Annotated in this window: 24 protein-coding genes; 11 read left to right on the forward strand and 13 right to left on the reverse strand. The window is 73.6% G+C overall.

The window, feature by feature from the left end:
* From AB0C87_RS16045 to AB0C87_RS16055, 3 genes are all read left to right on the forward strand, one after another.
* Positions 1-909, forward strand: coding sequence for a potassium-transporting ATPase subunit C (locus tag AB0C87_RS16045; protein ID WP_360578141.1), 909 nt, complete (start codon positions 1-3; stop codon positions 907-909).
* 32 nt (positions 910-941) lie between these two features.
* Positions 942-3662 (forward strand): DUF4118 domain-containing protein, encoded by a 2721-nt coding sequence (locus AB0C87_RS16050; RefSeq protein ID WP_360578143.1) that lies wholly within the window; start codon positions 942-944, stop codon positions 3660-3662.
* Positions 3663-3788: 126 nt separating this feature from the next.
* Positions 3789-4373: an SPFH domain-containing protein gene (locus tag AB0C87_RS16055; protein WP_345181313.1), complete on the forward strand. Its 585-nt coding sequence runs from the start codon at positions 3789-3791 to the stop codon at positions 4371-4373.
* On the opposite strand, the gene AB0C87_RS16060 is transcribed toward AB0C87_RS16055, so the two are convergent.
* The 3 genes from AB0C87_RS16060 to AB0C87_RS16070 all read right to left on the reverse strand — a co-directional run bounded on the left by AB0C87_RS16060 (position 4294) and on the right by AB0C87_RS16070 (position 6615).
* A complete protein-coding gene (locus AB0C87_RS16060) occupies positions 4294-5508 on the reverse strand; it encodes an MFS transporter (RefSeq protein ID WP_360578145.1) in 1215 nt (404 codons plus the stop codon). The genes AB0C87_RS16055 and AB0C87_RS16060 overlap by 80 nt on opposite strands.
* A 231-nt stretch (positions 5509-5739) precedes the next feature.
* Positions 5740-6033 (reverse strand): DUF1330 domain-containing protein, encoded by a 294-nt coding sequence (locus AB0C87_RS16065; protein ID WP_345181306.1) that lies wholly within the window; start codon positions 6031-6033, stop codon positions 5740-5742.
* A gap of 33 nt (positions 6034-6066) precedes the next feature.
* Positions 6067-6615: a MarR family transcriptional regulator gene (locus tag AB0C87_RS16070; protein ID WP_345181304.1), complete on the reverse strand. Its 549-nt coding sequence runs from the start codon at positions 6613-6615 to the stop codon at positions 6067-6069.
* Between the two features lie 218 nt (positions 6616-6833).
* On the opposite strand from AB0C87_RS16070, the gene AB0C87_RS16075 reads away from it, so the two are divergent.
* Positions 6834-7178 (forward strand): hypothetical protein, encoded by a 345-nt coding sequence (locus AB0C87_RS16075; protein WP_360578147.1) that lies wholly within the window; start codon positions 6834-6836, stop codon positions 7176-7178.
* A 10-nt stretch (positions 7179-7188) separates the two neighbouring features.
* On the opposite strand, the gene AB0C87_RS16080 is transcribed toward AB0C87_RS16075, so the two are convergent.
* A complete protein-coding gene (locus AB0C87_RS16080; RefSeq protein WP_345181299.1) occupies positions 7189-7578 on the reverse strand; it encodes a DUF302 domain-containing protein in 390 nt (129 codons plus the stop codon).
* A 64-nt stretch (positions 7579-7642) separates the two neighbouring features.
* Entirely contained in the window at positions 7643-8329 is a 687-nt protein-coding gene (locus tag AB0C87_RS16085; protein ID WP_353835267.1) for a pentapeptide repeat-containing protein, read from the reverse strand.
* 192 nt (positions 8330-8521) lie between these two features.
* On the opposite strand from AB0C87_RS16085, the gene AB0C87_RS16090 reads away from it, so the two are divergent.
* On the forward strand, positions 8522-9271 hold the full coding sequence (locus AB0C87_RS16090) for a ZIP family zinc transporter (RefSeq protein WP_345181294.1): 750 nt from the start codon (positions 8522-8524) through the stop codon (positions 9269-9271).
* Between the two features lie 14 nt (positions 9272-9285).
* Here the strand turns inward: AB0C87_RS16090 and AB0C87_RS16095 are convergent, their stop codons facing one another.
* On the reverse strand, positions 9286-9618 hold the full coding sequence (locus tag AB0C87_RS16095; protein ID WP_345181292.1) for a MerR family transcriptional regulator: 333 nt from the start codon (positions 9616-9618) through the stop codon (positions 9286-9288).
* A 113-nt stretch (positions 9619-9731) separates the two neighbouring features.
* The gene (locus AB0C87_RS16100; RefSeq protein ID WP_360578150.1) at positions 9732-10604 is read right to left on the reverse strand and encodes a class I SAM-dependent methyltransferase; all 873 of its coding nucleotides are present in this window, start codon (positions 10602-10604) and stop codon (positions 9732-9734) included.
* Positions 10605-10673: 69 nt separating this feature from the next.
* On the opposite strand from AB0C87_RS16100, the gene AB0C87_RS16105 reads away from it, so the two are divergent.
* The gene (locus AB0C87_RS16105; RefSeq protein ID WP_360578152.1) at positions 10674-11084 is read left to right on the forward strand and encodes a VOC family protein; all 411 of its coding nucleotides are present in this window, start codon (positions 10674-10676) and stop codon (positions 11082-11084) included.
* On the opposite strand, the gene AB0C87_RS16110 is transcribed toward AB0C87_RS16105, so the two are convergent.
* On the reverse strand, positions 11081-11575 hold the full coding sequence (locus AB0C87_RS16110; RefSeq protein WP_353835271.1) for a MarR family transcriptional regulator: 495 nt from the start codon (positions 11573-11575) through the stop codon (positions 11081-11083). The genes AB0C87_RS16105 and AB0C87_RS16110 overlap by 4 nt on opposite strands.
* A 94-nt stretch (positions 11576-11669) precedes the next feature.
* Between AB0C87_RS16110 and AB0C87_RS16115 the strand changes: the two genes are divergently transcribed.
* Both AB0C87_RS16115 and AB0C87_RS16120 read left to right on the forward strand, forming a co-directional pair.
* The gene (locus AB0C87_RS16115) at positions 11670-13793 is read left to right on the forward strand and encodes an MMPL family transporter (protein WP_353835272.1); all 2124 of its coding nucleotides are present in this window, start codon (positions 11670-11672) and stop codon (positions 13791-13793) included.
* A gap of 6 nt (positions 13794-13799) precedes the next feature.
* Positions 13800-14306 (forward strand): hypothetical protein, encoded by a 507-nt coding sequence (locus AB0C87_RS16120; RefSeq protein WP_353835273.1) that lies wholly within the window; start codon positions 13800-13802, stop codon positions 14304-14306.
* A 63-nt stretch (positions 14307-14369) separates the two neighbouring features.
* Here the strand turns inward: AB0C87_RS16120 and AB0C87_RS16125 are convergent, their stop codons facing one another.
* Positions 14370-14579: a hypothetical protein gene (locus AB0C87_RS16125; protein WP_345181279.1), complete on the reverse strand. Its 210-nt coding sequence runs from the start codon at positions 14577-14579 to the stop codon at positions 14370-14372.
* 193 nt (positions 14580-14772) lie between these two features.
* On the opposite strand from AB0C87_RS16125, the gene AB0C87_RS16130 reads away from it, so the two are divergent.
* The 3 genes from AB0C87_RS16130 to helR all read left to right on the forward strand — a co-directional run bounded on the left by AB0C87_RS16130 (position 14773) and on the right by helR (position 18252).
* Positions 14773-15258 (forward strand): carboxymuconolactone decarboxylase family protein, encoded by a 486-nt coding sequence (locus AB0C87_RS16130; protein ID WP_345181277.1) that lies wholly within the window; start codon positions 14773-14775, stop codon positions 15256-15258.
* Positions 15259-15320: 62 nt separating this feature from the next.
* Positions 15321-15812: a cupin domain-containing protein gene (locus AB0C87_RS16135; RefSeq protein ID WP_360578155.1), complete on the forward strand. Its 492-nt coding sequence runs from the start codon at positions 15321-15323 to the stop codon at positions 15810-15812.
* Between the two features lie 268 nt (positions 15813-16080).
* Positions 16081-18252, forward strand: coding sequence for an RNA polymerase recycling motor ATPase HelR (helR, locus tag AB0C87_RS16140; RefSeq protein ID WP_360578157.1), 2172 nt, complete (start codon positions 16081-16083; stop codon positions 18250-18252).
* Between the two features lie 41 nt (positions 18253-18293).
* Here the strand turns inward: helR and AB0C87_RS16145 are convergent, their stop codons facing one another.
* The 4 genes from AB0C87_RS16145 to AB0C87_RS16160 all read right to left on the reverse strand — a co-directional run bounded on the left by AB0C87_RS16145 (position 18294) and on the right by AB0C87_RS16160 (position 20582).
* Positions 18294-18824, reverse strand: a complete 531-nt coding sequence (locus AB0C87_RS16145; RefSeq protein ID WP_360578158.1) for a MarR family winged helix-turn-helix transcriptional regulator — start codon at positions 18822-18824, stop codon at positions 18294-18296.
* On the reverse strand, positions 18814-19536 hold the full coding sequence (locus AB0C87_RS16150) for an SDR family oxidoreductase (protein WP_360358820.1): 723 nt from the start codon (positions 19534-19536) through the stop codon (positions 18814-18816). Before AB0C87_RS16150 ends, AB0C87_RS16145 begins: the two co-directional genes overlap by 11 nt.
* Positions 19537-19608: 72 nt before the next feature.
* Entirely contained in the window at positions 19609-20079 is a 471-nt protein-coding gene (locus AB0C87_RS16155) for a DUF1801 domain-containing protein (protein WP_360578160.1), read from the reverse strand.
* 47 nt (positions 20080-20126) lie between these two features.
* Positions 20127-20582 (reverse strand): carboxymuconolactone decarboxylase family protein, encoded by a 456-nt coding sequence (locus AB0C87_RS16160; protein ID WP_345181264.1) that lies wholly within the window; start codon positions 20580-20582, stop codon positions 20127-20129.
* Between the last annotated feature and the right edge of the window lie 111 nt (positions 20583-20693).

Below are 20693 nucleotides of genomic sequence, written 5' to 3' on the forward strand. Positions count from 1 at the left end.
ATGTCATATCCGACCTGGGTCCGGCAGCACCTCGCCGCGCTGCGCGCCCTGCTCGTGCTGACGGCCGTGTGCGGCGTCGCCTACCCGCTCGCCGTCTTCGCGGTCGCGCAGGCGCCCGGCCTCCAGAGCCGCGCCGGCGGCTCGACCGTCTCGCTGCGCGGCCGGACGGTCGGCAGCGCCCTGATCGGCCAGTCGTTCACCGGCAGGGGCGGGACCCCGCTCAGGCAGTACTTCCAGAGCCGCCCGTCGGAGGCCGGGAGCGGATACGACCCGACCTCGACGGCCGCGAGTAACCTGGGACCCGAGGACATCGTGGACACCCTGCCCGGTCCGGAGACGGCCGCGGCGGGGGAGAGTGCCAGGCTGAGCCTGCTCACCCGGGTCTGCTCGCGGAGCAAGGCCGTCGGCGCCCTCGAAGGCGTCAGCGGTGCGCGCCCGTTCTGCACCCCGGGCGGGGTCGGCGCGGTGCTGGCGGTGTTCGGGCGCCGCGCGGCCGACGGCACCGTCCCGCACCCGACCCGGGTGGTCAGCCTGAACGAGGAGCAGGGCGTGGTGAAGGCTCCGTTCATCGCCGCCTACAGGGGCGTTCCCGTGGAACCGGCCCGTCCCGGCGCGAACTACGCCGACGGCCTGGTCGTCGCCGTCAGGGGCGGCGCCCCCGCCGATCCGGCCGTCCCGGCCGACGCGGTCACCGCCAGTGGCAGCGGCCTGGACCCGCACATCTCGCCCGCCTACGCCGCCCTCCAGACCGGCCGGGTCGCCCGGGCCCGCGGCGTCACCCCCGGCCAGGTGAAGCGGCTGGTCCAGGCAAGCACCGACGGCCGCGACCTCGGCTTCATGGGCGAGCCCAGGGTGAACGTCCTCAGGCTGAACATCGCGCTGGACCGGATGTACCCGGTCCGCGGCTGACCCCGCGAGGGGCCTCGGCGACTGGAGGTGTGATGGCACGCGGCAGGTTGCGCGTCTACCTGGGCTCGGCGCCCGGCGTGGGCAAGACCTACGCGATGCTCGCCGAAGGCGGCCGCCGCGCCGGCCGCGGGACCGACGTGGTCGTCGGCTTCGTGGAGACCCACGGCCGGCCCCGCACCGCCGCGCTCCTGGAGGGGCTGGAGATCGTCCCGCGCGCCGCCGTGTCCTACCGCGGCGCGAGCTTCACCGAGATGGACACCGGCGCCGTCATCGCCCGGCACCCGCAGGTCGCGCTCATCGACGAGCTGGCCCACACCAACGTGCCCGGCTCCCGCCACGCCAAGCGCTGGCAGGACATCGAGCAGATCCTGGACGCCGGCATCGACGTCGTCACCAACGTCAACGTCCAGCACCTGGAGTCGGTGAACGACGTCGTCGAGCAGATCACCGGCGTGCCGCAGCGCGAGACCGTCCCGGACGAGGTCGTCCGCCGCGCCGACCAGGTCGAACTCGTCGACATGACCCCCGAGGCGCTGCGCCGCAGGATGGCGCACGGCAACGTCTACCCGCCCGAGAGGATCGACGCCGCCCTCGGCAACTACTTCCGGCCCGGCAACCTCACCGCCCTGCGCGAGCTGGCGCTGCTGTGGCTGGCCGACAAGGTCGACGACCAGCTCGACCGCTACCGCGCCGACCACGGCATCGCCGGGACGTGGGAGGCGCGGGAACGCGTCGTCGTGGCGCTCACCGGCGGGCCGGAGGGCGACACCCTGATCCGCCGCGCCGCCCGCGTCGCCGCCCGCACCAAGGGCGCCGACCTGCTGGCCGTCCACGTCGCGCGCAGCGACGGGCTGGCCGGCGTGAGCCCGGCGAACCTGACCCGGCAGCGCGCCCTGGTGGAGAGCCTCGGCGGCAGCTACCACCAGGTCGTCGGCGCGAACGTGCCGGACGCGCTGCTGGACTTCGCCGGCGGCGTCAACGCCACCCAGCTCGTCCTGGGGGCGTCCCGGCGCGGAAAGGTCGCGCAGATGTTCTCGCCCGGCGTCGGCGTCACGACGACGGCGCGGTCCGGATCCATCGACGTGCACCTCGTCACCCACGAGGAGATCGGCCAGGGGCGCCGCTGGAGGGCGCACCGGGCGGCGGGCCTTCCGTCCGTCCGCCGCTACGCCGGGTTCGCGCTGGCCGCCGCCGGGCTGCCGCTGCTGACCCTCCTGCTGGTGCAGATGCGCTGGCAGGTGCCCCTGGCCAGCGACATCCTGCTCTTCCAGGCCGCGGTGGTCGGGGTGGCCCTGGTGGGCGGGCTGTATCCCGCGCTGTTCGCCGCCATCGGCGGTTCGGTGCTGCTGAACTACTTCTTCACCCCGCCGACCGGGCAGTTCACCGTCGACCGAACCCAGGGGCTGCTCCAGCTCGTCGTCTTCGTCGTGGTGGGGGTGACGGTCAGCACGGTCGTGGACGTCACCGCCCGCCGCGGCAGAGAGGTGGCCGGGGCCCGCGCCGACGCGGAGGTGCTCTCCACCCTCGCGGGGGACATCCTGCGCGGAGAGCACGGCGCGGTCACCGCCCTCGGGCGTCCCCACGACGCGCTCGGCGGCATCCTCGAACGGCTCCGCGAGACGTTCGCGCTGACCACCGTCACGCTGCTGGAACGCGACCCCGAAGCGCCGGTGACCCCCGACAGCCTCAGCGACCCGGACTGCTGGGACGTCGTCGCCAGCACCGGCGGCGAGCCCTGCACCTGCCCGGACGCCGGCGAGGTCGACGTCCTGGTCGAGGACGGCACCCTGTCGCTCGTCCTGCGGGGACGGACGCTGCCCGCCTCGGACCGGCGCGTCCTGGAGGCGTTCGCCGCCCAGGCCGCCGTCGCGCTGCAGCACCGGCGCCTCGCCGAACGGGCCCGGAGGCTCCGGCCGCTGGAGGCCGCCGAGGAGATGCGCACCGCGCTGCTCACCACCGTCAGCCGCGACCTGCGCGCCCCCCTGGCGTCCGCGAGGGCCGCCGTCGAGAGCCTGCGCGGCCCGGGCGCGCCCGCCCCCGGCGAGCGCCGCGACGACGCGGTCGACACGGCCGCCGACTCCCTGGCCCGGCTCGACCATCTGGTGGACGACCTGCTGGACATGAGCCGTCTGCAGTCCGGCTCGCTCGACGTCTCCCCGCGCCGGGTCGCCGCCGGGGACGCCGTCCCCCGCGCCGTCAGCGAGAACGACCGGGAGGCCGTCGAGCTCCGCATCCCCGAGGGCCTGCCCGACATGGTCGCCGACCCGGCCCTGCTGCGCCGCGTCCTGGCCAACGTCATCGCCAACGCCGTCCGTTTCAACCCGCCGGGCGCACCCGTCCTCGTCACCGCCAGCGCTCTCGGCGACCGCCTGGAGATCCGCGTCATCGACCGCGGGCCCGGGGTCCGGCTCGGCGACCGCGACCGCCTCTTCCAGCCGCTCCGGCGCCTCGGCGGCCGGGACGACGAGGCCGGCGTCGACCTGGCCCTCGCCTGCGGCCTCGCCGAGGCCATGGACGGCGACCTCACCCCCGAGGAGACCCCCGGCGGCGGGCTGACCATGGTCCTCACCATGCCGACCCGCCCGCCGCGGCCCCCGCCTCCGTCCGGGGAGCCGCCCGCCGCACCGGTCGGGGACGTGCCGGAATCCGACCTCGCCGACCCACTGATCGTCGACCGGGTCGCCGCCTGGCGCGACCGCATCGGCCACGGGAGGGACCGCCCGCCCCCACCGGACGGACCCGGGCAAGGCTGACGGTGCGGTTATACAGGGCAGGACTGGACGATCTGGTGGTCGCACCCGATGGCAAGGCAGCCGTCCGGCGGTGACGATGGAGGCTGAGGAGACCAGGCGAAGCGCCGGACCAGCGGGGGAGGGTTCATGACCAAGGGCCTCGCGAGGGAGCAACTGCTGCCCGGTTTCCTCACGTGGCCGTCGCTGGCGCTCCTGGCCTGCCTCGTCCTGATCACGATGCTGGCCGTCGCGTCGCTGCGGGTCGTCCCCGAGGGGGAGCGCCTGGTGGTCTCCCGCCTGGGCGGCCCTCCCACGGTGCGGGGGCCCGGCCGCACGCTGGTGGTTCCGGGCGTGCACCGCTCGGTCCGCGTCCCCATGAGATGGGGACCCCTCGACATATGGCTGGAGGCCCCCACCCGCGAGGGGGTGCCCCTGCGGCTGAAGGCCGTGGCCCTGGTGTCGGTGTCGGATCCCGCCCGCTGCGCGCTGCGGCCGGTTCCCCAGACGGCCGCGATCAGCGTCATCGTGGAGGGCCGCCTGCGCCGCCACGTGGCCCAGCGGCGCCTGAACGAACTCGGCGACCTGCTTCCCGGCCGGGCTAACCCCCTGGCCGCCGACCTGGACGCCGCCGTCGCCGAGTGGGGCCTGAAGATCACCGCGCTGGAGGTCGTCCGGGCCGACGTGCCCCTCCCGGCGCTTCACCGCTGGCTGACCGGCGAGGCCGCCCGCTGACCACGGCCACCACCATGACGGCCGCGGTGGCTCCGCCCAGCATCATGACCGTCGAAGGGGAGGTGCGGTCCATGATGACCCCGCCGACCAGGGCGCCGGTCGACAGCGTCGCCTGGAACGAGGCCGTGAAAAGGACGGATGCCGCCTCCGGCGCGTGCGGGGCGGCTCTGGCGAACCAGGTCTGCGAACAGACCGGGACCGCCCCGTAGCCGGCGCCCCACAGGATGAGCAGCGTGAGGGCGCCAAGATCCCATCGCCCCAGAAGAGGAAGCGCCAGGGTGGCGATGGCGATCAGACCTCCGGCCACGCCGAAGGTGGCGTGCGGATGGCGGGCCAGAGCCGTGCCCGCCAGGAAGTTGCCCAGGATGCCCGCGGCACCGTAGGCCAGCAGGAACACCGTGATCAGCCCCGGGGACACCTGCGTCACCCGTTCCAGGAAGGGCGTGACGTAGGTGTAGGCGCCGAAGTGCGCGAGGACGACCAGGACGGTCACCAGGAGCGCGCGCCGTGTGTCGAGGCCGCGCACCATGCCGCGCAGCGCGGTGAGGCGGGTGGCCCCCTCCGCAGGCAGCGGGGGGACGAGCACGGCGAGCGCGATGAGCACCGCCACGGACAGCAGGCCCATGACCGCGAAGCTGGTCCGCCAGCCCGCGAGGTCTCCGATCAGCGTCCCGAGCGGCACGCCGAGAACCGATCCCAGCGGGACGGCCGAGAAGACGACCGCCGTCGCCCGGCGCGCCGACCGTGCGGGGACCAGCCGGTCGGCGAGGCCCGCGCCGATCGACCAGAAGCCGCCGATGACCACCCCGACGAGGACGCGTGAGACGAGCACCGCCCAGAACGCCGGGGCGGCCGCGGCGATGAAGTTCGCCGCCGCCAGCAGGAACATGCAGGCGCACAGCATGAGCCGCCGGTCGATCCGCGCCGTCGCGACGGTGACCGTGGGCGCGGCCGCCGCCGCGAGGTAGCCGGGCATGGTCATCATCAGCCCGGCCGTCCCGTCGGAGACGGTGAAGCCGGAGCCGATGGACGTCAGCAGCCCGATCGGCAGGATCTCGGTGGTGACGATCGCGAAGATCCCCATCATCACCGAGACCACCGCCGGCCAGTTGTTCGAGCCCGACCGAGCTGACATGGGAGAGCCGTCGGCCGAGGCGGTCACTGTTGACATCGGGTTCCGTCCTGTGAGGGGGAGTGGTCGTGCCTGCCCACTCAACAGGCGGTAACGGCCCAGGTCTGGCGGGTTCACGACGTCAACGTCGCCGACCCTGTTGGGGGTACGACAATAAGATCGCCGCCGTCCTGCCCCCCGCCGGCATCGTCTCCGGCCGGTCCACGCGTAAGTGAAGATCCGCCTGGACCTCGGTCAGTCGATGCCCTCGACGATGCGGAAGTCGCGCTCGACGCCGTCGGAGAGGGCGGCCAGCGCCTCCTGGTAGGCCGCGCTCTCGTGCGCCGCGACGGCCTGCTCGAAGCTGTCGAACTCGATCAGGACGGTGCGCTCGGCGATTCCGGCGTCATGCGCCTCGACCCGGCCGCCACGGACGAGGGCCCGGCCGCCCCCGGCCTTGACGGCCGGACCGGCCAGCTTGTTGTAAGCAGCCAGCTTCTCGGGGTCTGAAATGGTGCGGTAGGCGCTGACCCAGTAGCCCTTGGGCATGGAACCTCCAGTGTTGGGATGAGTGCATCTGACTTACGGGTTGGTCTCGGACGAGCGTCGGCGGGCGAGAGCGAGGCTTGTCGGCGTCGTGATCGCCATGGCGCTCGACGTCCCGCTCTCGGGCGTGACGGCCGGCCCTTCGCGGTCCTGGCATTCGAACTCTGCCAGATGCTTCAGCGCCGGAAGGGCCGCCACCAGCGCCTCGACCTCGTCGCCGGTGAGCTCGCCGATCAATCGCTCGAAGGTCTGGACGCCCGCCTGGCGCCGCGTCCGGACGTAGGAGGCCCCGGCCTCGGTCAGGCATACCAGCGTGACCCGCCTGTCGGACGCGTCGCCCCGCCGCTCGACCAGGCCGGACTCCTCCATCACCCGGACCAGGGCGGTCATCGCGGGCTGGGTGACGCCCTCGACCGCGGCCAGGTCGGTGATGCGCCGCGGGCCGGTCCGGTCCAGGGTGGCCAGGGTGGCGGCGGACGTCAGGCTCATGTCCCGGGGCAGGCGCCTCGCGGCCCTGGTGGCCAGGCCGTAGAGGGCTTCCCCGATGGCGGCGGACGCGCCGGGAGCGGCGGCGTGACGATCCATGCCCGAAGCATAGCCCTTTTATATTCATAGTTTATGTAAATGGAACTCGCTCGCGCCGCCATCGACCGGACCGCCGAGGAGATGCGGGCCTCCATCGACGCGCAGTTGTCCGGGCCGGGCACGGCCGTCGAGCGCATCGCCGCCTACCTGCGCCGGGCGACGGGTCGTCCGCCGAGGCCGGGGAGCCGGTCGGCGACGGTGAGTACCGCGGGGGCCGGGTGGAGGACGTCCAGACGGTCACCCGTACGGTCCTGCTCGACCAGGTGCTGGCGGCGCCCCGCAGCACGCAGCGGGTCGAGGTCAGGCGCATCACCATCGCGCCCCGCAGGGCGGCCGGACTGCACGTGCACAACGGACCGGTCTTCGGCAGCGTCGAGACCGGGTCGGTCGTCTACCAGATCGAAGGCGAGGCCGCGGCCGTCCTGCGTCCCGGCGACGTGTTCCACGAGCCCGAGGGCGCCCGGATCGCGCGCTTCGACGCCGGGGAGGACGGCGTGACGTTCCTCGGGTACTTCCTGCTCGGCGCCGGCGAGGCCGCCGAGATCGAGTTCCCGGGCGGCTGAGCGAGGAGGGTCAGGCGTCCAGCCGCCTCAGCGCGGCGGCCAGCCGCTCCGCCGCCTCGTCGGCGACCGGTCCGAGGTCGCGCTGTTCGCTGACCGACACCATGACCTGCGGGTCCATCGCCTCCACGACGGTGTCGTCGCCGTCGGTGCGCACCACGACGTTGCAGGGCAGCAGCAGGCCGATCCGCCGGTCGACGCCGAGCGCACGGTGGGCGAGCCGCGGGTTGCAGGCCCCCAGGATGAGGTAGTCCTCCATCGCCTCGCCGAGTTTCTCGCGCAGGGTGGCCCGCACGTCGATCTCGGTCAGCACGCCGAAGCCCTGGTCCTTCAGGACCGCGCGCACCTGCTCGACCGTCTCGCCGAACGGCCGGCGCAGGCGGACGCTGATCGCGTAACCCATGATGCTCCCCCCAGGGAACCCTTCCCCGTGCGGCTCGGCCGACGCATCGGCTCCTTCGGGCCGGTCAGTCCTCGATGGTGATGCCGAGCTCCGCGGCGAACGCGTCCAGGAGGCTCATGGCGTCGCCGCTCGCGACGATCGCCCCCTGGAAGGAGTCCAGGCCGGCGACGCCGCGCAGGTCGCAGCCGCGGAACCGGACCGTCCTCATCCTGGCCTTGGAGAACTGGGCGCCGCCGAGCCGGCAGTTCTCGAACCGGACGTCGGTCATCTCGGCGGCCTGGAAGGTCGCCTCGGTCAGGTTGCAGTCGCGGAACACCACGTCCCGCAGATGCGCGTGCCTGAACCCGGTGAGGTCGGCGCGGCACCCCTCGACCAGCACGTCGCGCAGCCCGCTCTCGGCGAGCTGCATCCCCGTCATCCGCGCGTTCGCGATCCGCGTGTTGAACATCCGCGAGTTGAACGCCCGCAGGTTCGCCAGGTCGGCGTCGCTGAACGCGCAGTCGGCGAACCCCGCCCTGTGCAGGACCAACCCGGAGAAGCCGGTCTGGGTGAACCGGCAGCGTTCGAACTCGACGTCTTCGACACCGTCCGGGTCGTCCATGGAGAGGGCGTCCGCGCCGTACTCCAGCGACAGGTACTTCCCGTCGTGCCGGATGTGCCGCTCGACCTTCCCGGCGGGCGTGAGGCTGCGGGGGATGCGCGGTGGCCTGGGCTCTCTCACCGGGGACGAGGCGGGGGTACGAGCGGGCATGCGGCCGACCTTACTAGCCGGCCGCCCGTAGGTTGCGCGGGGTGCAGGTCTCCCAGTACACAGCACCATCGAGCAGGGCCGGTCAACGTTTTGCGGGAAATTTGCGGGTAGCAGAGCGTCGGCGGGGTCTGGATCCGCGCCAGGGCGCCGGCACCGGCGTTCGCGTGGCGGTCGTGGACGGAAGGGAGAGCCGTGCAGGGAGCGTTGCAGGCCGGAGGGTGGGGCCTGCTGGCCGGGTCGGCGCTGGTGATGGGGGCCCTGGTCGGCTACCTCGTGCCGGTCCCGGCCCGCATCGTCGCGAGTGTGATGGCGTTCGGCAGCGGCGTGCTGCTGTCGGCGGTGTCGTTCGACCTCATCGCCGAGGCGCATGAGAAGGGCGGGCTGACCCCGACGGCGATCGGCGCGGTGATCGGCGCGGTGCTCTACGCGGGCGCCAACGCCGTCCTGGCCTGGAGGGGCGCGCGGCACCGCAAGCGGTCGGGCGGGCAGCAGCCGTCGGAGGAGCAGCGGCCCGGCTCGGGCGGCGCGATCGCGCTGGGCGCGCTGCTGGACGGCGTGCCCGAGTCCATCGTGATCGGCACGAGCCTCCTGGGCGGCGGCGCGGTCAGCGTGGTCACCGTGGTCGCGGTGTTCATCAGCAACGTGCCCGAGGGACTGTCCAGCGCCTCGGGGATGCGCCGCGCGGGACGCGGCCGCGGGTACGTCTTCGGGCTGTGGAGCGGGATCGCGGTGATCAGCGCCCTGGCGGCGGTCTCGGGCTACACGGTGCTCGGCGGTGCCTCCGCCGACGTCCTGGCCGGCATCACCGCCCTGGCCGGCGGCGCCATCCTCACCATGATCGCCGACACGATGATCCCCGAGGCCTACGAGGACACCCACCTGTTCACCGGCCTGATCATGGTCGTGGGGTTCCTGGCGGCGTTCGCCCTGTCGCACGCCTGAGCCGCCCGGCCGCCTCACGCGGCCGCGAGGGGCCCTCCGGACGACCCCTCGGGCGGCTCGGCGGCCGGGGCCCCGTCGTGCACGACCACCTCGACCCCCGGGGCCAGGACCGCCGACCGCCCGGCGGCCAGGGCACGGGCCGCGCGGTGGGAGGAGGCCACGTTCAGCCCCGCGCCGTGGAGGCGGACCATCAGCGCGGCGACGCGGACCTCCTCGGCGCTGTAGTCGCGGGCGTGGCCCGCGCCTTCTCCCGCCTGCGTCGCGCGCAGGTAGCCGGCGTTGGTCCATCTGTCGAGCTGCCGGTACGTCAACCCGGGGAGCCGGTCGAGCAGTTGACCTGCGTTCACATGCACCTCCTGCAACGGAGGTGTTCCCGCCCGGCGGGGTTCATGCGCGTCCGGAGGCGAGGGGGCCAGTGCCGGAAGCAGGACCGGGGACGGTCGAACCACCACCTGCCGGGCTAGCGGTCGGCGACCAGCACGCGGCCGGAACCGAGAGTCCGCCGGCTGCGGACGGGCATGGCGAGCGCCCCGGCCAGGGTGAGCAGGTCGGTGTCGCGAGCCACCGCGTAACCCTGCCCGGTCAGCAGCTCCCGCATGGCGGCCGGCGTCCATGCCGACCGCCACGGTTCGTGCGCCATCGGGTCGGGCTGCCGGGACAGCCGCCTCATCGCACGGGCCACCGGCCGGCCGAGCGAGGCGACCAGCGACGGCGCCTGGTAGTGGACGACGAGCCGGCTTCCCGGCGCGGACGCCTTGGCGAGGGCTTGCAGCGTGGCCGCCGCCTCGGCGCGGGTCAGGTAGGGGACCACGCCCTCCCAGATCCAGGTGGTGGGCCGGTCGGTCCGGTGGCCCGCCGCGTCCAGGGAGTCGTCGAGCCTGTCGGCGGTGAAGTCGACGGGCACGAAGGCGATCTGCCCGGCGGGCGGGGAGAGAGCCGCGGCGCGCCGCCGCTTGTCCTGCTGGGAGCGGGGGTGGTCGACCTCGAAGACGGCGGTCCCGGCCAGCTCGGGCATGCGCCAGGCCCGTCCGTCCAGGCCGGCGCCGAGGATCACGACCTGCGGGTGGAGGCGCTCCCTGACGGCGTCGTCGACGGCCACCGTGCGGGGCGCCAGCCCCTCCGCCGTGGCCCGCAGGAACTCGTACTCCATCCGGGGCCCCCAGCCCTCGGGAGGCACGCCCGAGCGGGCCTGCTCCACCGCCGCCAGCTCGCCGGGCTCCAGCAGTGCCGACGCGGTGGGATCCGCGAACCGGTCCGGGGCCAGGCGGCCGTGCGCTACGGCCCGGGCCTGGCAGACGAGCACGGCGGTGCGGCTTCCTTCCCTCGTGTCCATGGCGGGTGTCCCTTCGTTCGCGGCCGCCTCGTCGCCCGGACGACCGCGGCGCGCCGTACCCTCGTGACGGTGCTGCTCGATCTCATCACGATCGTCGTGGACGACTACGACGAAGCCGTCGAATTCTTCACCGGCGCCCTCGGGTTCGACCTGGTCGGGGACTCGCCTTCGCTCACCAACGACGGGCGTCCCAAGCGGTGGGTGGTCGTCCGGCCGCCGGGCGCCCAGACCGGGATCCTGCTCGCCCGCGCGGACGGCTCCCGGCAGGCCGCCGTTGTCGGCGACCAGGTCGCCGGGCGGGTGGGGTTCTTCCTACGGGTGGAGGACTTCGAGGCCGCCCGCGAGCGCATGACGGCCGCGGGCGTCGAGTTCGTCACACCGCCCCGCTCCGAACCCTACGGACGCGTCGCCGTCTTCCTCGATATCGCCGGCAACCGCTGGGACCTGCTCGGTCCGGCCGAGGACCCGCCGGGCCCCTAGCGGCGGGAATCCCGGGTGCGGAGGGCCGACAGCTCCTCGTTCATCGCGCGCAGGAAGCGCAGGACGAGACGCAGCTCCTCCTCGCTGAACCCGCTCCGCGCCGCGTCGGTGCTCTCCGCCAGGGGACGGAAGTACTCGCGGCCCATGGCCATCGCCGACGGCTCGTACCGCAGATGGACGACCCGCCGGTCGGCGGGGTCGCGCGTCCGGGTGATGTGGCCGAGGCGTTCGAGGCGGTCGAGGCAGGCGGTGACCGCGCCGGAGGTGACGTTCAGCTCCTCGCGCAGCCGCCCCGGCGTCATCGGCCGGCCGGGGGAGCGCAGCGGCGCGTCCATGATCGCGACCAGGGCCTGGACGTCGGTGGGGTGCAGGCCGCTGGCGTGGGCGAACTCGTGCGCGATCCGGTTGAACTCGGCGTTCATCCGGCGCAGCTCGACGGCGAACGTCCGGAGGCCGGCGGGACCCTCCGTCTCCTCCGCTCCCTCGGGCATGCGGACAGATTACATTAACTCAATCATTGAGATAGTTAATGATTGAGCTATTTGTGGGTAGGGCCGCCGCAGGTCGAACTCGCTGGAGGAACCGATGCGTACACCACCGCGCCCCGTCCGCTGGGCGATCCCGGCCGTGCTGCTCCTGGTCTGGCTCGCCGTCGGCGGCGCCTTCGGCCCGTACGCCGGGAAGCTCGGCGAGGTGTCCACCAACGACCAGGCCGCCTTCCTGCCGCGCAGCGCCGAGTCCACCCAGGTCCTGCGGGCCCAGCAGGCCTTCGCCGAGAAGGAGACCGTGCCCGCCATCGTCGTGTGGACGGCGAACGGCCGGGTCTCCGACGCCCAGCGGGACGCGGCGACCCGCGCGCTCGCCGGCCTGCGGGGCGCGCCCGGCACGCTCGGGGCGCCGTCGCCCGCCCTGCGCTCGGACGACGGCCGGGCGCTGGAGGGCGTCGTCCCCCTCAGACCCGACCTCGGCGACGAACTGCCGGCCGTGCTGGACGAGGTCCGGGCGGCGGCGAAGACCGTCCCCGGGACGAAGGCGCAGATCAGCGGGCCGGCCGCCACCCAGGCCGACCTGTCGGACGCGTTCGCCGGGATCGACGGGCTGCTGCTGGGCGTCGCGCTCGTCGCCGTCCTGCTCATCCTGCTGCTGGTGTACCGCAGCCTGCTGCTCCCGCTGGTGATCATCCTCGGGGCGGTGTTCGCGCTGGGCCTGGCGTGCGCGGTGGTCTACGCGCTCGCCAAGAACGACATCGTCAGAGTCGACGGCCAGGTCCAGGGCATCCTGTCGATCCTGGTCATCGGCGCCGCCACCGACTACGCGCTGCTGCTGGCGGCCCGCTTCCGGGAGGAGGCGGCGGCGGGCCGGGACCGCTTCGCCGCCGGCTGGGCGGCCGTGCGCGGATCGTTCGGCGCCATCGTCGCCAGCGGCGCCACCGTCGCGCTCGGACTGCTCGCGCTGCTGCTCAGCAACCTCACGAACAACCGGGCCCTCGGGCCCGTCGGCGCCATCGGCATCGCCTGCGCCGTCCTCAGCGCGCTCACGTTCCTCCCCGCGGTCCTCGTCGTGCTCGGACGGGTCGCGTTCTGGCCCGCCAAGCCCAGGCCCCCGGCCGAAGGCGCCCACGGGGGGAGGGGGCTGTGGGCCCGCGTCGCGCGCCTCGTCGACCTGCACCCGCGCCGCGTCGTCGCCGGGACGGGCATCGCCCTCATCGCCTGCGCCGCGTTCGCGCCGGGGCTGCGCGCCCACGGCGTCCCGCTGGACGAGACGTTCATCAACGACGCGCCCTCCGTCGCCGCGCAGCGCACGCTCTCCCAGCACTTCCCCGGCGGGTCCGGCCAGCCGGCGATCATCATCGCCGACGCGGCGCAGGCCAGGGCCGTGACCGACGCCGCCGCCCGCACCGAGGGCGTCGCGGACGCCGCGCCCGTCGGCGCGTCGGGCCGTCCCGGCGGGCCGCCGAAGATCGTGGACGGGCGGATCCGGATCGACGCGACGCTGAAGGCGGCCGCCGACAGCGACGCCGCGAAGGCCACCCTCAAGCGCCTGCGCGCCGCGGTGCACGGCGTCCCCGGGGCGGACGCGCTGGTCGGCGGCTACACCGCGCAGCAGTACGACACCCAGCAGACCGCGGCCCACGACCGGACCCTCATCATCCCGGTCGTCCTGGCGATCATCCTGGTCATCCTGGTGGTGCTGCTGCGCTCGCTGCCGCTGCCCGTCCTGCTCATCGCGACCGTCGCGCTGAACTACGTCGCCACGCTCGGCGTCGCGGCCCTGGTGTTCCGCCACCTGTTCGGCTTCACCGGCCTGGACGCCTCCGTGCCGCTCTACGGTTTCGTGTTCCTGGTCGCGCTCGGCGTCGACTACAACATCTTCCTGATGTCGCGGGTCCGGGAGGAGACGCGGCGCTGGGGCGTGCGGGAGGGCGTCCTGCGCGGCCTGACGGCGACCGGCGGCGTCATCACCTCGGCGGGGGTCGTGCTGGCCGCCACGTTCGCCGCCCTCGTCGTCATTCCGCTGTCCTTCCTGGCGCAGATCGCGTTCATCGTCGCGTTCGGCGTGCTGCTGGACACGCTCGTGGTCCGGTCCCTGCTGGTTCCGGCGCTCGTCCGTATGATCGGCCCCAAGGTGTGGTGGCCCGCCCGTTTCGACCACCATCCGCAGGACGCCGGAACGGCCGAGACCGTCCGGGCCGCCCGGGGAGACAGGTGACGAGGCGTGAGCAACACCTTCGAAGCCCTCGGGACGTCCGAGGGTGATCTGCACCTGTCCAACGGCGGGACGGACGTCTTCTTCGACGTGCTCACCCTTGCCGGGTGCGCCCTCGCGGAATCCGCCTGGGAGAGCAATCTCGTGCTGTACTTCGCGGACGGGCACCGCCTCGGCCGCGGTACGGACGGGTTCGATCTGAACGAGCTCCCGTGGACGGCGAACTGGCCGGCCGAGAAGGCGTTCCTGCTGCGCGTCCTCGACCTGGCGCTGACCCGGCACGGCTGGGACCTGCTCGCCTACCACCCTCCTTTCGCGCTCGACTACCTCGGCCGGTACCGCGCGATGGTGGACGGATGGCCCGCGCCCATCCCGGTGCGGACTCCGGCGCCACGACCCGACTGGACCGTCCCGCCGCCTCCCGACCACCTTGAGCGCTGCCCGAAGCACGCCCTCTACAACGGCATGCTGGGCTGCCGCCTCTGCGACCTGAGCCTTCAGCCCCTGCCCGAGTAGCGGCTGGGGAGTGCTCGGAGGAGGCCGCCCGTCGTTCCACGGGGCACCGGCGACGGGACCGCCTCAGGACTCGGAGAAGTCGTCCCGGGACAGCCCCTTCTCCGCCATCTTGTCCTCGAGCTCGGCGCCCAGTTCGGTGCGCACGTCAGGCCGCTTCCCGCGTTCCTGGCCGGGCTCCGCCTGGTCGGTGTCCTCGGTCTTCGGAGCGTTCTCCTCCGGCGTGGTCAACTCCGCCCCCTCGGTGTCGATCGAGTCGCCGGCTCCTCCGGCCACCGCATACGGCTACCCGGCCACATCCGGCTCTAACGACCCGGCCGCCCCGCCCTCCGCCCCGGGAGGCCGGGACGTGGCGCAGGTCACAGGGCGGCGCTGTCACGCGGAGCGGGGCGCCGGCATCTCCATGGTCGTCAGGACGCCGCGGGAACGATCCGCGCGGTGCGCACCTCAACACGCTGGGAGCAAAGGCATGGAACCCCGTCTGAACCTGATGACCAACGAGTTCGCCGCCAGGGTGGGCCGGCGGTTCGCCGCCGTCAGCGTGGCGATCGAGCAGTCGTCGCTGCCCCGGGACCTGCAGGAGCTGGTGATGCTGCGCGCCAGCCAGATCAACGGCTGCGGCTGGTGCGTGGACCTCCACACCAAGGAGGCCGCGGCCGCCGGGGAGAGCGCGGTCCGGCTGCACCTGGTCGCCGCCTGGCGCGAGTCGACCGTCTTCACCGAGGCCGAGCGGGCCGCGCTGGCGCTGGCCGAGGAGGGCACCCGGCTCGCCGACGCGCACCAGGGCGTCTCGGACGAGACGTGGGCCCGGGCCCGCGAGCACTACGACGACGACCAGCTCGCCGCGCTGGTCTACCTGGTGGCGATGATCAACGCGGCCAACCGGCTCGGCGTGATCGCGCGCAACCAGGGCGGCTCCTACGAGCCCGGCATGTTCGCCGCCCTGGCGGACTGACCGGCGCGCGAACGTCAGGGCCGGCCGCCACGATGGGGAGGACACCCGAAGAGGAGGACGGAATGTCGTATCCGAAAGAGCTCTTCCACGGAGACGAGGGCGAGGTCAGCGGCAGGATGCGGGAGGGCGGCTCCGCGCCCGACCTGCTGATCGGCACGCGCTCCGAGGTGCACTACCTGGCCACGGGCGCATCAACCGGCGGCCAGTACGGGCTCTACCGGTGGGACATGAGTGCCGAGCCAGGGCGCGGCGCGGGCGCGCACTTCCACAAGACGATGTCGGAGTCGTTCTTCGTCCTGTCCGGCACCGTCGCGCTCTACGACGGGGAGCGCTGGGTCGACGCCTCGCCCGGCGACTTCCTGTTCGTCCCGCCGGGTGGGATCCACGCGTTCGACAATCCGCACGGGGCGGCCTCGATGCTGGTCCTGTTCGCCCCGGGGGCTCCGCGCGAGGCCTACTTCGAGGAGCTGGCGGAGATCGTGAAGAGCGGGCGGCGGCTCAGCGAGCAGGAGTGGGCCGACCTCTACCACCGTCACGACCAGTACATGGTCTGAGGTGGGGCCGGGAATCCGGGGGAATGGAGGGCGCGCGTAGGGCGACTCTCCCCTCCACTCTCAACGTATAGCGCACCGGGGGGCTTGCGGCAAGACCCGGGTCGTGCCGCAGAATCGTCCGCCGAGGCCGGAACCTGCGGAGACCGGGGGCGCAGCGCAGGGCCGTCGTCGTCGTGCCGGTGGCGCGCGGACGGCGGTCCGCCGGCGGCTCCCCGGCGGTCGCGGGAACCCGCCGCCACGACCAGCGATCACGACCCGGAGCCGATACGTGAATCCTCTGACCGCCAGCGTGTTCGACCTCCCCGAGCGCCTGTCCGCCAAGGCCGACCCGGCGCTGATCGAGCGTGACGAGCGGCATTTCGCGGCCGTCGCGCGGTGCCTCGACCAGACGATCTCCGACCTGTCCGACCGCCTCGAAGCCGAGCGCAGGGCGCCCGGGGGGATCGGCCAGGGCGCGATGGACCGGGACATGGAGATCCACCGGCTGACCGCCCGCCTGCGCACGCTGCGCCGATTCGGCCTCGACCTCTGCCTCGGGCACATGGCCGCCGCGGACGGTTCCGAGCCCGTGTACATCGGGCGGCTCGGGCTCACCGACGGCGAGGGCCGCCGGCTGCTGCTCGACTGGCGCTCGCCCGCGGCCGAACCGTTCTTCGGGGCGACCCACGCCGACCCGATGGGGCTGGCGAGCCGCCGCAGGTACCGCTGGACCCGCGGCCGGATCAGCGACTACTGGGACGAGGTGTTCACCGCCGAGGGGTTCGCGGGGCACGCGGCGCTGGACGACCAGTCCGCGTTCATCGCGAGCCTGGGGAGCGACCGCTCGGACCGGATGCGCGACGTGCTCGGCACCATCCAGGCCGACCAGGACGCGATCATCCGCGCGGGGTCCCGCGGCGCCCTCGTCGTCGACGGCGGACCGGGGACGGGCAAGACGGTCGTCGCCCTGCACCGCTCCGCCTACCTCCTCTACTCCGACCCCCGCCTCGGCCACCACCGCGGCGGGGTGCTGTTCGTCGGCCCGCACCAGCCCTACCTGGCCTACGTGTCCGACGTGCTCCCCAGCCTCGGCGAGGAGGGCGTGCAGATCTGCACCCTGCGCGACCTCGTCGCCGAGGGGCCCGGCGCGGCGGTCGAGACCGACCCGGAGGCGGCCCGCCTGAAGTCGTCCGCGGACATGGTGAAGGCGATCGAGAAGGCCGTCGCGTTCTACGAGAACCCGCCCACCGAGGGCATGGAGGTCAGCGCCCACTGGGGCGAGGTCTGGCTGAGCCCCGCCGACTGGGCCGAGGCGTTCCAGGCGCCGGAGCCCGGCACGCCGCACAACGAGGCGCGCGACCAGATCTGGGAGGAGCTGCTCACGATCCTCGCGGACAAGCACGAGGGGGTGGACGAGGGCGAAGGGGCGGCGTCGCCCGACATGCTCCGCAGGTCGCTCGGGCAGGACCGGGGGCTGCGCACCGCCTTCAACCGGGCGTGGCCGCTGATCGAGGCGGCCGACCTCGTCGGCGACCTGTGGTCGGTGCCCGCCTACCTGCGTTTGTGCGCTCCCTGGCTCGGCAGGGACGAGATCCGCAGGCTGCAGCGCGAGGACGCCCACGCCTGGACGGTGTCGGACCTGCCGCTCCTGGACGCGGCGCGGCAGCGCCTCGGCGACCCGGGGGCCTCGCTGCGCAGGCGCCGCCGCGAGGCCGCCCTCGCCGCCGAGCGCGAGCGCAGGGAGAGGGTCGTGGACGACCTCGCCGAGGTGGCCGACGACGAGTACGGGACGGGGCTCGTGACGATGCTGCGCGGCGAGGACTTCCATGACGCCCTCGTCGACGAGAGCGCGCTGGCCGTCGCCGACCCCGACCTGCTCGCCGGCCCGTTCGCGCACGTCGTCGTGGACGAGGCGCAGGAGCTGACCGACGCGGAGTGGCAGATGCTGCTGCTGCGCTGCCCGTCGCGGAGCTTCACCATCGTCGGGGACCGCGCGCAGGCCAGGCACGGGTTCACCGAGTCGTGGCGGGAACGGCTCGAACGGGTCGGGCTCGACCGGATCGAGCTGGCCTCCCTCGGCATCAACTACCGGACGCCGGAGGAGATCATGGCGGAGGCCGAGCCGGTCATCCGGGCCGCGCTCCCGGACGCCAACGTGCCGACCTCGATCCGCGCCACCGGCATCCCCGTCGTCCGGGGACCGGTCGCGGACCTGGACCGGGTCCTCGACGCCTGGCTCGACGCGAACGACGACGGGGTCGCCTGCGTCATCGGCGCCCCCGCGTTCAAGGGAAGGCCCCGCGTCCGGTCGCTGACCCCCGAACTGGCCAAGGGGCTGGAGTTCGACCTGGTCGTGCTCGTCGACCCGGACGGGTTCGGCGAGGGCATCGAAGGCGCGGTCGACCGCTATGTCGCGATGACCCGGGCGACGCGGGAGCTCGTCGTCCTCACGGGCTCCTGACACCGTCCGCGCGGACCCCGGGCCGGCCGGGCCCCGGAGGGTCAGTCCCCGACCTGGCTCGCCGGGCTCGGGCGGCCGAGCCCGGCGAGCAGCTCGCGCAGCAGGTCGGCGAGCTGCTCGCGGCGGTCGGGGGCGAGATGGCCGATGAGCCGGTCCTCGGCGGCGAGGAGATCGGCGACGACGCGGTCGAGCAGGGCGTTGCCCTCCCGGGTGAGGGTGACCGCGCGCGCGTGGTACCCGGACCCGGGGGTGGTCCGCTCGACCAGCCCGGCCCCGGCGGCCCGCTCCACGCGCTGGGTGATCGCCCCGCGGGTCACCATGCAGGCGTCGGCCAGCTCGCCCGGGCTCATCCGGTACGGCGGGCCGGAGCGGCGCAGGGTGGACAACAGGTCCAGCGTCGCGACGTCCACCCCCAGCCTCGCCAGGAGGCGGCGGCGCTCGTCGCCGAAGACCTTGGCGGCCCACCAGATCCGGGTGACGACCCCGATCGACTCCACCGGGACGCCCGGCAGTTCGCGCCGCCAGGCGTCCTGGATGGCGTCGGCGCCGTCGCGCGGCGGCTCAGCGGCCACGTTCGGCACCGCCGTTGACCTGGACGATCTGTGCGGTGACGTGCCCGGCGCCGGGCGAGGCGAGCCAGTGCACGGTCTCGGCGACGTCCCCCGGCGTCCCGGCCCGCCCGGTGTGGGTCTGCGCGACGAGCGCCGCGCGGCGCTCGTCGTTCATGGAGCCGCCGAAGAACTCGGTGTCCTCGATGAACCCGGGGGCGACCACGTTGACCGTGATGCCGCGCGGCCCGAGCGCGGCGGCGAGGTCGAACGCGTACGGGTGCAGGGCCGCCTTCATCGGGCCGTAGGACGTGCCGCCCGAGCCGCGCAGCGCCGCGACCGAGGAGATGAACACGACCCTCCCGGACGGGTTCAGCAGGTCGCGGAGCGCCTCGGTCGGCAGCACCGACGTCAGGACATTGGTGCGGAAGTTGCTCGTCCACCGCTCCAGGACGCCGCCGGAGCCGCCCTGGTACTCGGCGTTGCCGCCCGCGGCGTGGACCAGCACGTCGATCGATCCGAAGCGCTCGGCCAGCTCGGCGCGGACCCGCTCGACCCCGTCCGGATCGCTCAGGTCGGCCGGCAGCGCGGTGCCGCCGATCTCTCCGGCCGCCTTCTCCAGCACCGCGGCGCGGCGGCCGACGACGGCCACCCGGTCCCCGCCGGCCGCGAAGCGAGCCGCCACCGCCCTGCCGATGCCGGTGCCGCCGCCGCTGACCACGATCGTGCGCGCCATGTCGGAACCTCCTCTGAGTTTAGGTCTAAATTCACCCTAGCAGGGAGCCCCGGGGCGCAGCCCGCCGCGCCTTCAGCCCGCCGCCCGCTTCACCAGGTCGGCGATCCGCGCCTCGCCCTCGGCGGTCAGCTCCGGCAGGGCGAAGGAGGTCGGCCACATGGCGCCGTCGTCGAGGGCCGCCACGTCGCTGAACCCGAGGGTCGCGTACCGCGTCTTGAACTTCGCCTTCGCCTGGAAGAAGCAGAGGACCTTGCCGTCCTTGGAGTACGCGGGCTGGCCGTACCAGAGCCTCGGCACGAGGTGCGGCGCGGCGGCCCGGACGATCTCGTGCACCCGTTCGGCGATGGCGCGGTCCGCGTCCTCCATCTCGGCGATCTTGGCGAGGACGTCGCCCTCCCCGTCGGCCTTGGCCTTGCCCGGGCTGCGGCGCGCGGCCTTCTTCAGCTCCTGGGCGTGCTCCTTCATCGCGGCCCGCTCCTCGGCGGTGAAGCCGTCGAACTTCTCGCCGGACGCCGCGCTCGTGCTCTTCTTCGTGTCGCTCATGACGGGATTCTCCTGGTTCGTTGAGGGGGTCGCCGGACGGGGTGCGCTCAGCCCCACGCGCCGGCGATCTGCCGGGTCGTGGCGTTGAGCCGGTTGAACAGGTTGGTGACGCTGATCATCAGGACGATCGCGGCCAGCTCCTTCTCGTCGAAGTAGGTGGCGGCGGCGTCCCAGACGTCGTCGCTCACGGCGTCGGCGCGGTCGGCCAGCCGCGTCGCGGCCTCGGCCAGCGCCAGCGCCGCGCGCTCCTCCTCGGTGAAGTACGGGGCCTCCCTCCAGGCGGCGACGGTGGCCAGCCGCTCGTCGGTCACCCCCGCCTTGCGCGCCGTCTTCGCGCCGGCGTCCACGCAGGCGCTGCAGCCGTTGATCTGGCTGACCCGCAGGTGCACCAGCTCCAGGGTCTCCTCCGAGACGCCGCCGGCGTGCACGGCCTTGAAAAGCTCCTGGATGGGCTTCATCGCGCCGGGCAGGACCATCGCGGGGTTCTTCATACGGGACTGCATCTGCGTTCTCCTCTGCGGTCGTGCCCCCGTCCCTCGGGGGCATGTCCCAATTCCAGCCCGGGCGGCCTACGATGACGACGTCGATGGGACACCGTGGGACAGGCGCAACGC

It is taken from the genome of Actinomadura sp. NPDC048021 (assembly GCF_040653135.1).
GTDB lineage: Bacteria > Actinomycetota > Actinomycetes > Streptosporangiales > Streptosporangiaceae > Spirillospora > Spirillospora verrucosospora.

Coding starts and splice junctions, on each gene's coding strand:
- AB0C87_RS16045 (WP_360578141.1), top strand. CDS start 1: ATGTCATATCCGACCTGGGTCCGGCAGCACCTCGCCGCGCTGCGCGCC.
- AB0C87_RS16110 (WP_353835271.1), bottom strand. CDS start 11,575: ATGCCCGAGGGAGCGGAGGAGACGGAGGGTCCCGCCGGCCTCCGGACG.
- AB0C87_RS16135 (WP_360578155.1), top strand. CDS start 15,321: ATGTCGTATCCGAAAGAGCTCTTCCACGGAGACGAGGGCGAGGTCAGC.
- AB0C87_RS16150 (WP_360358820.1), bottom strand. CDS start 19,536: ATGGCGCGCACGATCGTGGTCAGCGGCGGCGGCACCGGCATCGGCAGG.
- AB0C87_RS16070 (WP_345181304.1), bottom strand. CDS start 6,615: ATGGATCGTCACGCCGCCGCTCCCGGCGCGTCCGCCGCCATCGGGGAA.
- AB0C87_RS16160 (WP_345181264.1), bottom strand. CDS start 20,582: ATGCAGTCCCGTATGAAGAACCCCGCGATGGTCCTGCCCGGCGCGATG.
- AB0C87_RS16080 (WP_345181299.1), bottom strand. CDS start 7,578: ATGGGTTACGCGATCAGCGTCCGCCTGCGCCGGCCGTTCGGCGAGACG.
- AB0C87_RS16130 (WP_345181277.1), top strand. CDS start 14,773: ATGGAACCCCGTCTGAACCTGATGACCAACGAGTTCGCCGCCAGGGTG.
- AB0C87_RS16085 (WP_353835267.1), bottom strand. CDS start 8,329: ATGCCCGCTCGTACCCCCGCCTCGTCCCCGGTGAGAGAGCCCAGGCCA.
- AB0C87_RS16065 (WP_345181306.1), bottom strand. CDS start 6,033: ATGCCCAAGGGCTACTGGGTCAGCGCCTACCGCACCATTTCAGACCCC.
- AB0C87_RS16050 (WP_360578143.1), top strand. CDS start 942: ATGGCACGCGGCAGGTTGCGCGTCTACCTGGGCTCGGCGCCCGGCGTG.
- AB0C87_RS16100 (WP_360578150.1), bottom strand. CDS start 10,604: ATGGACACGAGGGAAGGAAGCCGCACCGCCGTGCTCGTCTGCCAGGCC.
- AB0C87_RS16155 (WP_360578160.1), bottom strand. CDS start 20,079: ATGAGCGACACGAAGAAGAGCACGAGCGCGGCGTCCGGCGAGAAGTTC.
- AB0C87_RS16055 (WP_345181313.1), top strand. CDS start 3,789: ATGACCAAGGGCCTCGCGAGGGAGCAACTGCTGCCCGGTTTCCTCACG.
- AB0C87_RS16115 (WP_353835272.1), top strand. CDS start 11,670: ATGCGTACACCACCGCGCCCCGTCCGCTGGGCGATCCCGGCCGTGCTG.
- AB0C87_RS16060 (WP_360578145.1), bottom strand. CDS start 5,508: ATGTCAGCTCGGTCGGGCTCGAACAACTGGCCGGCGGTGGTCTCGGTG.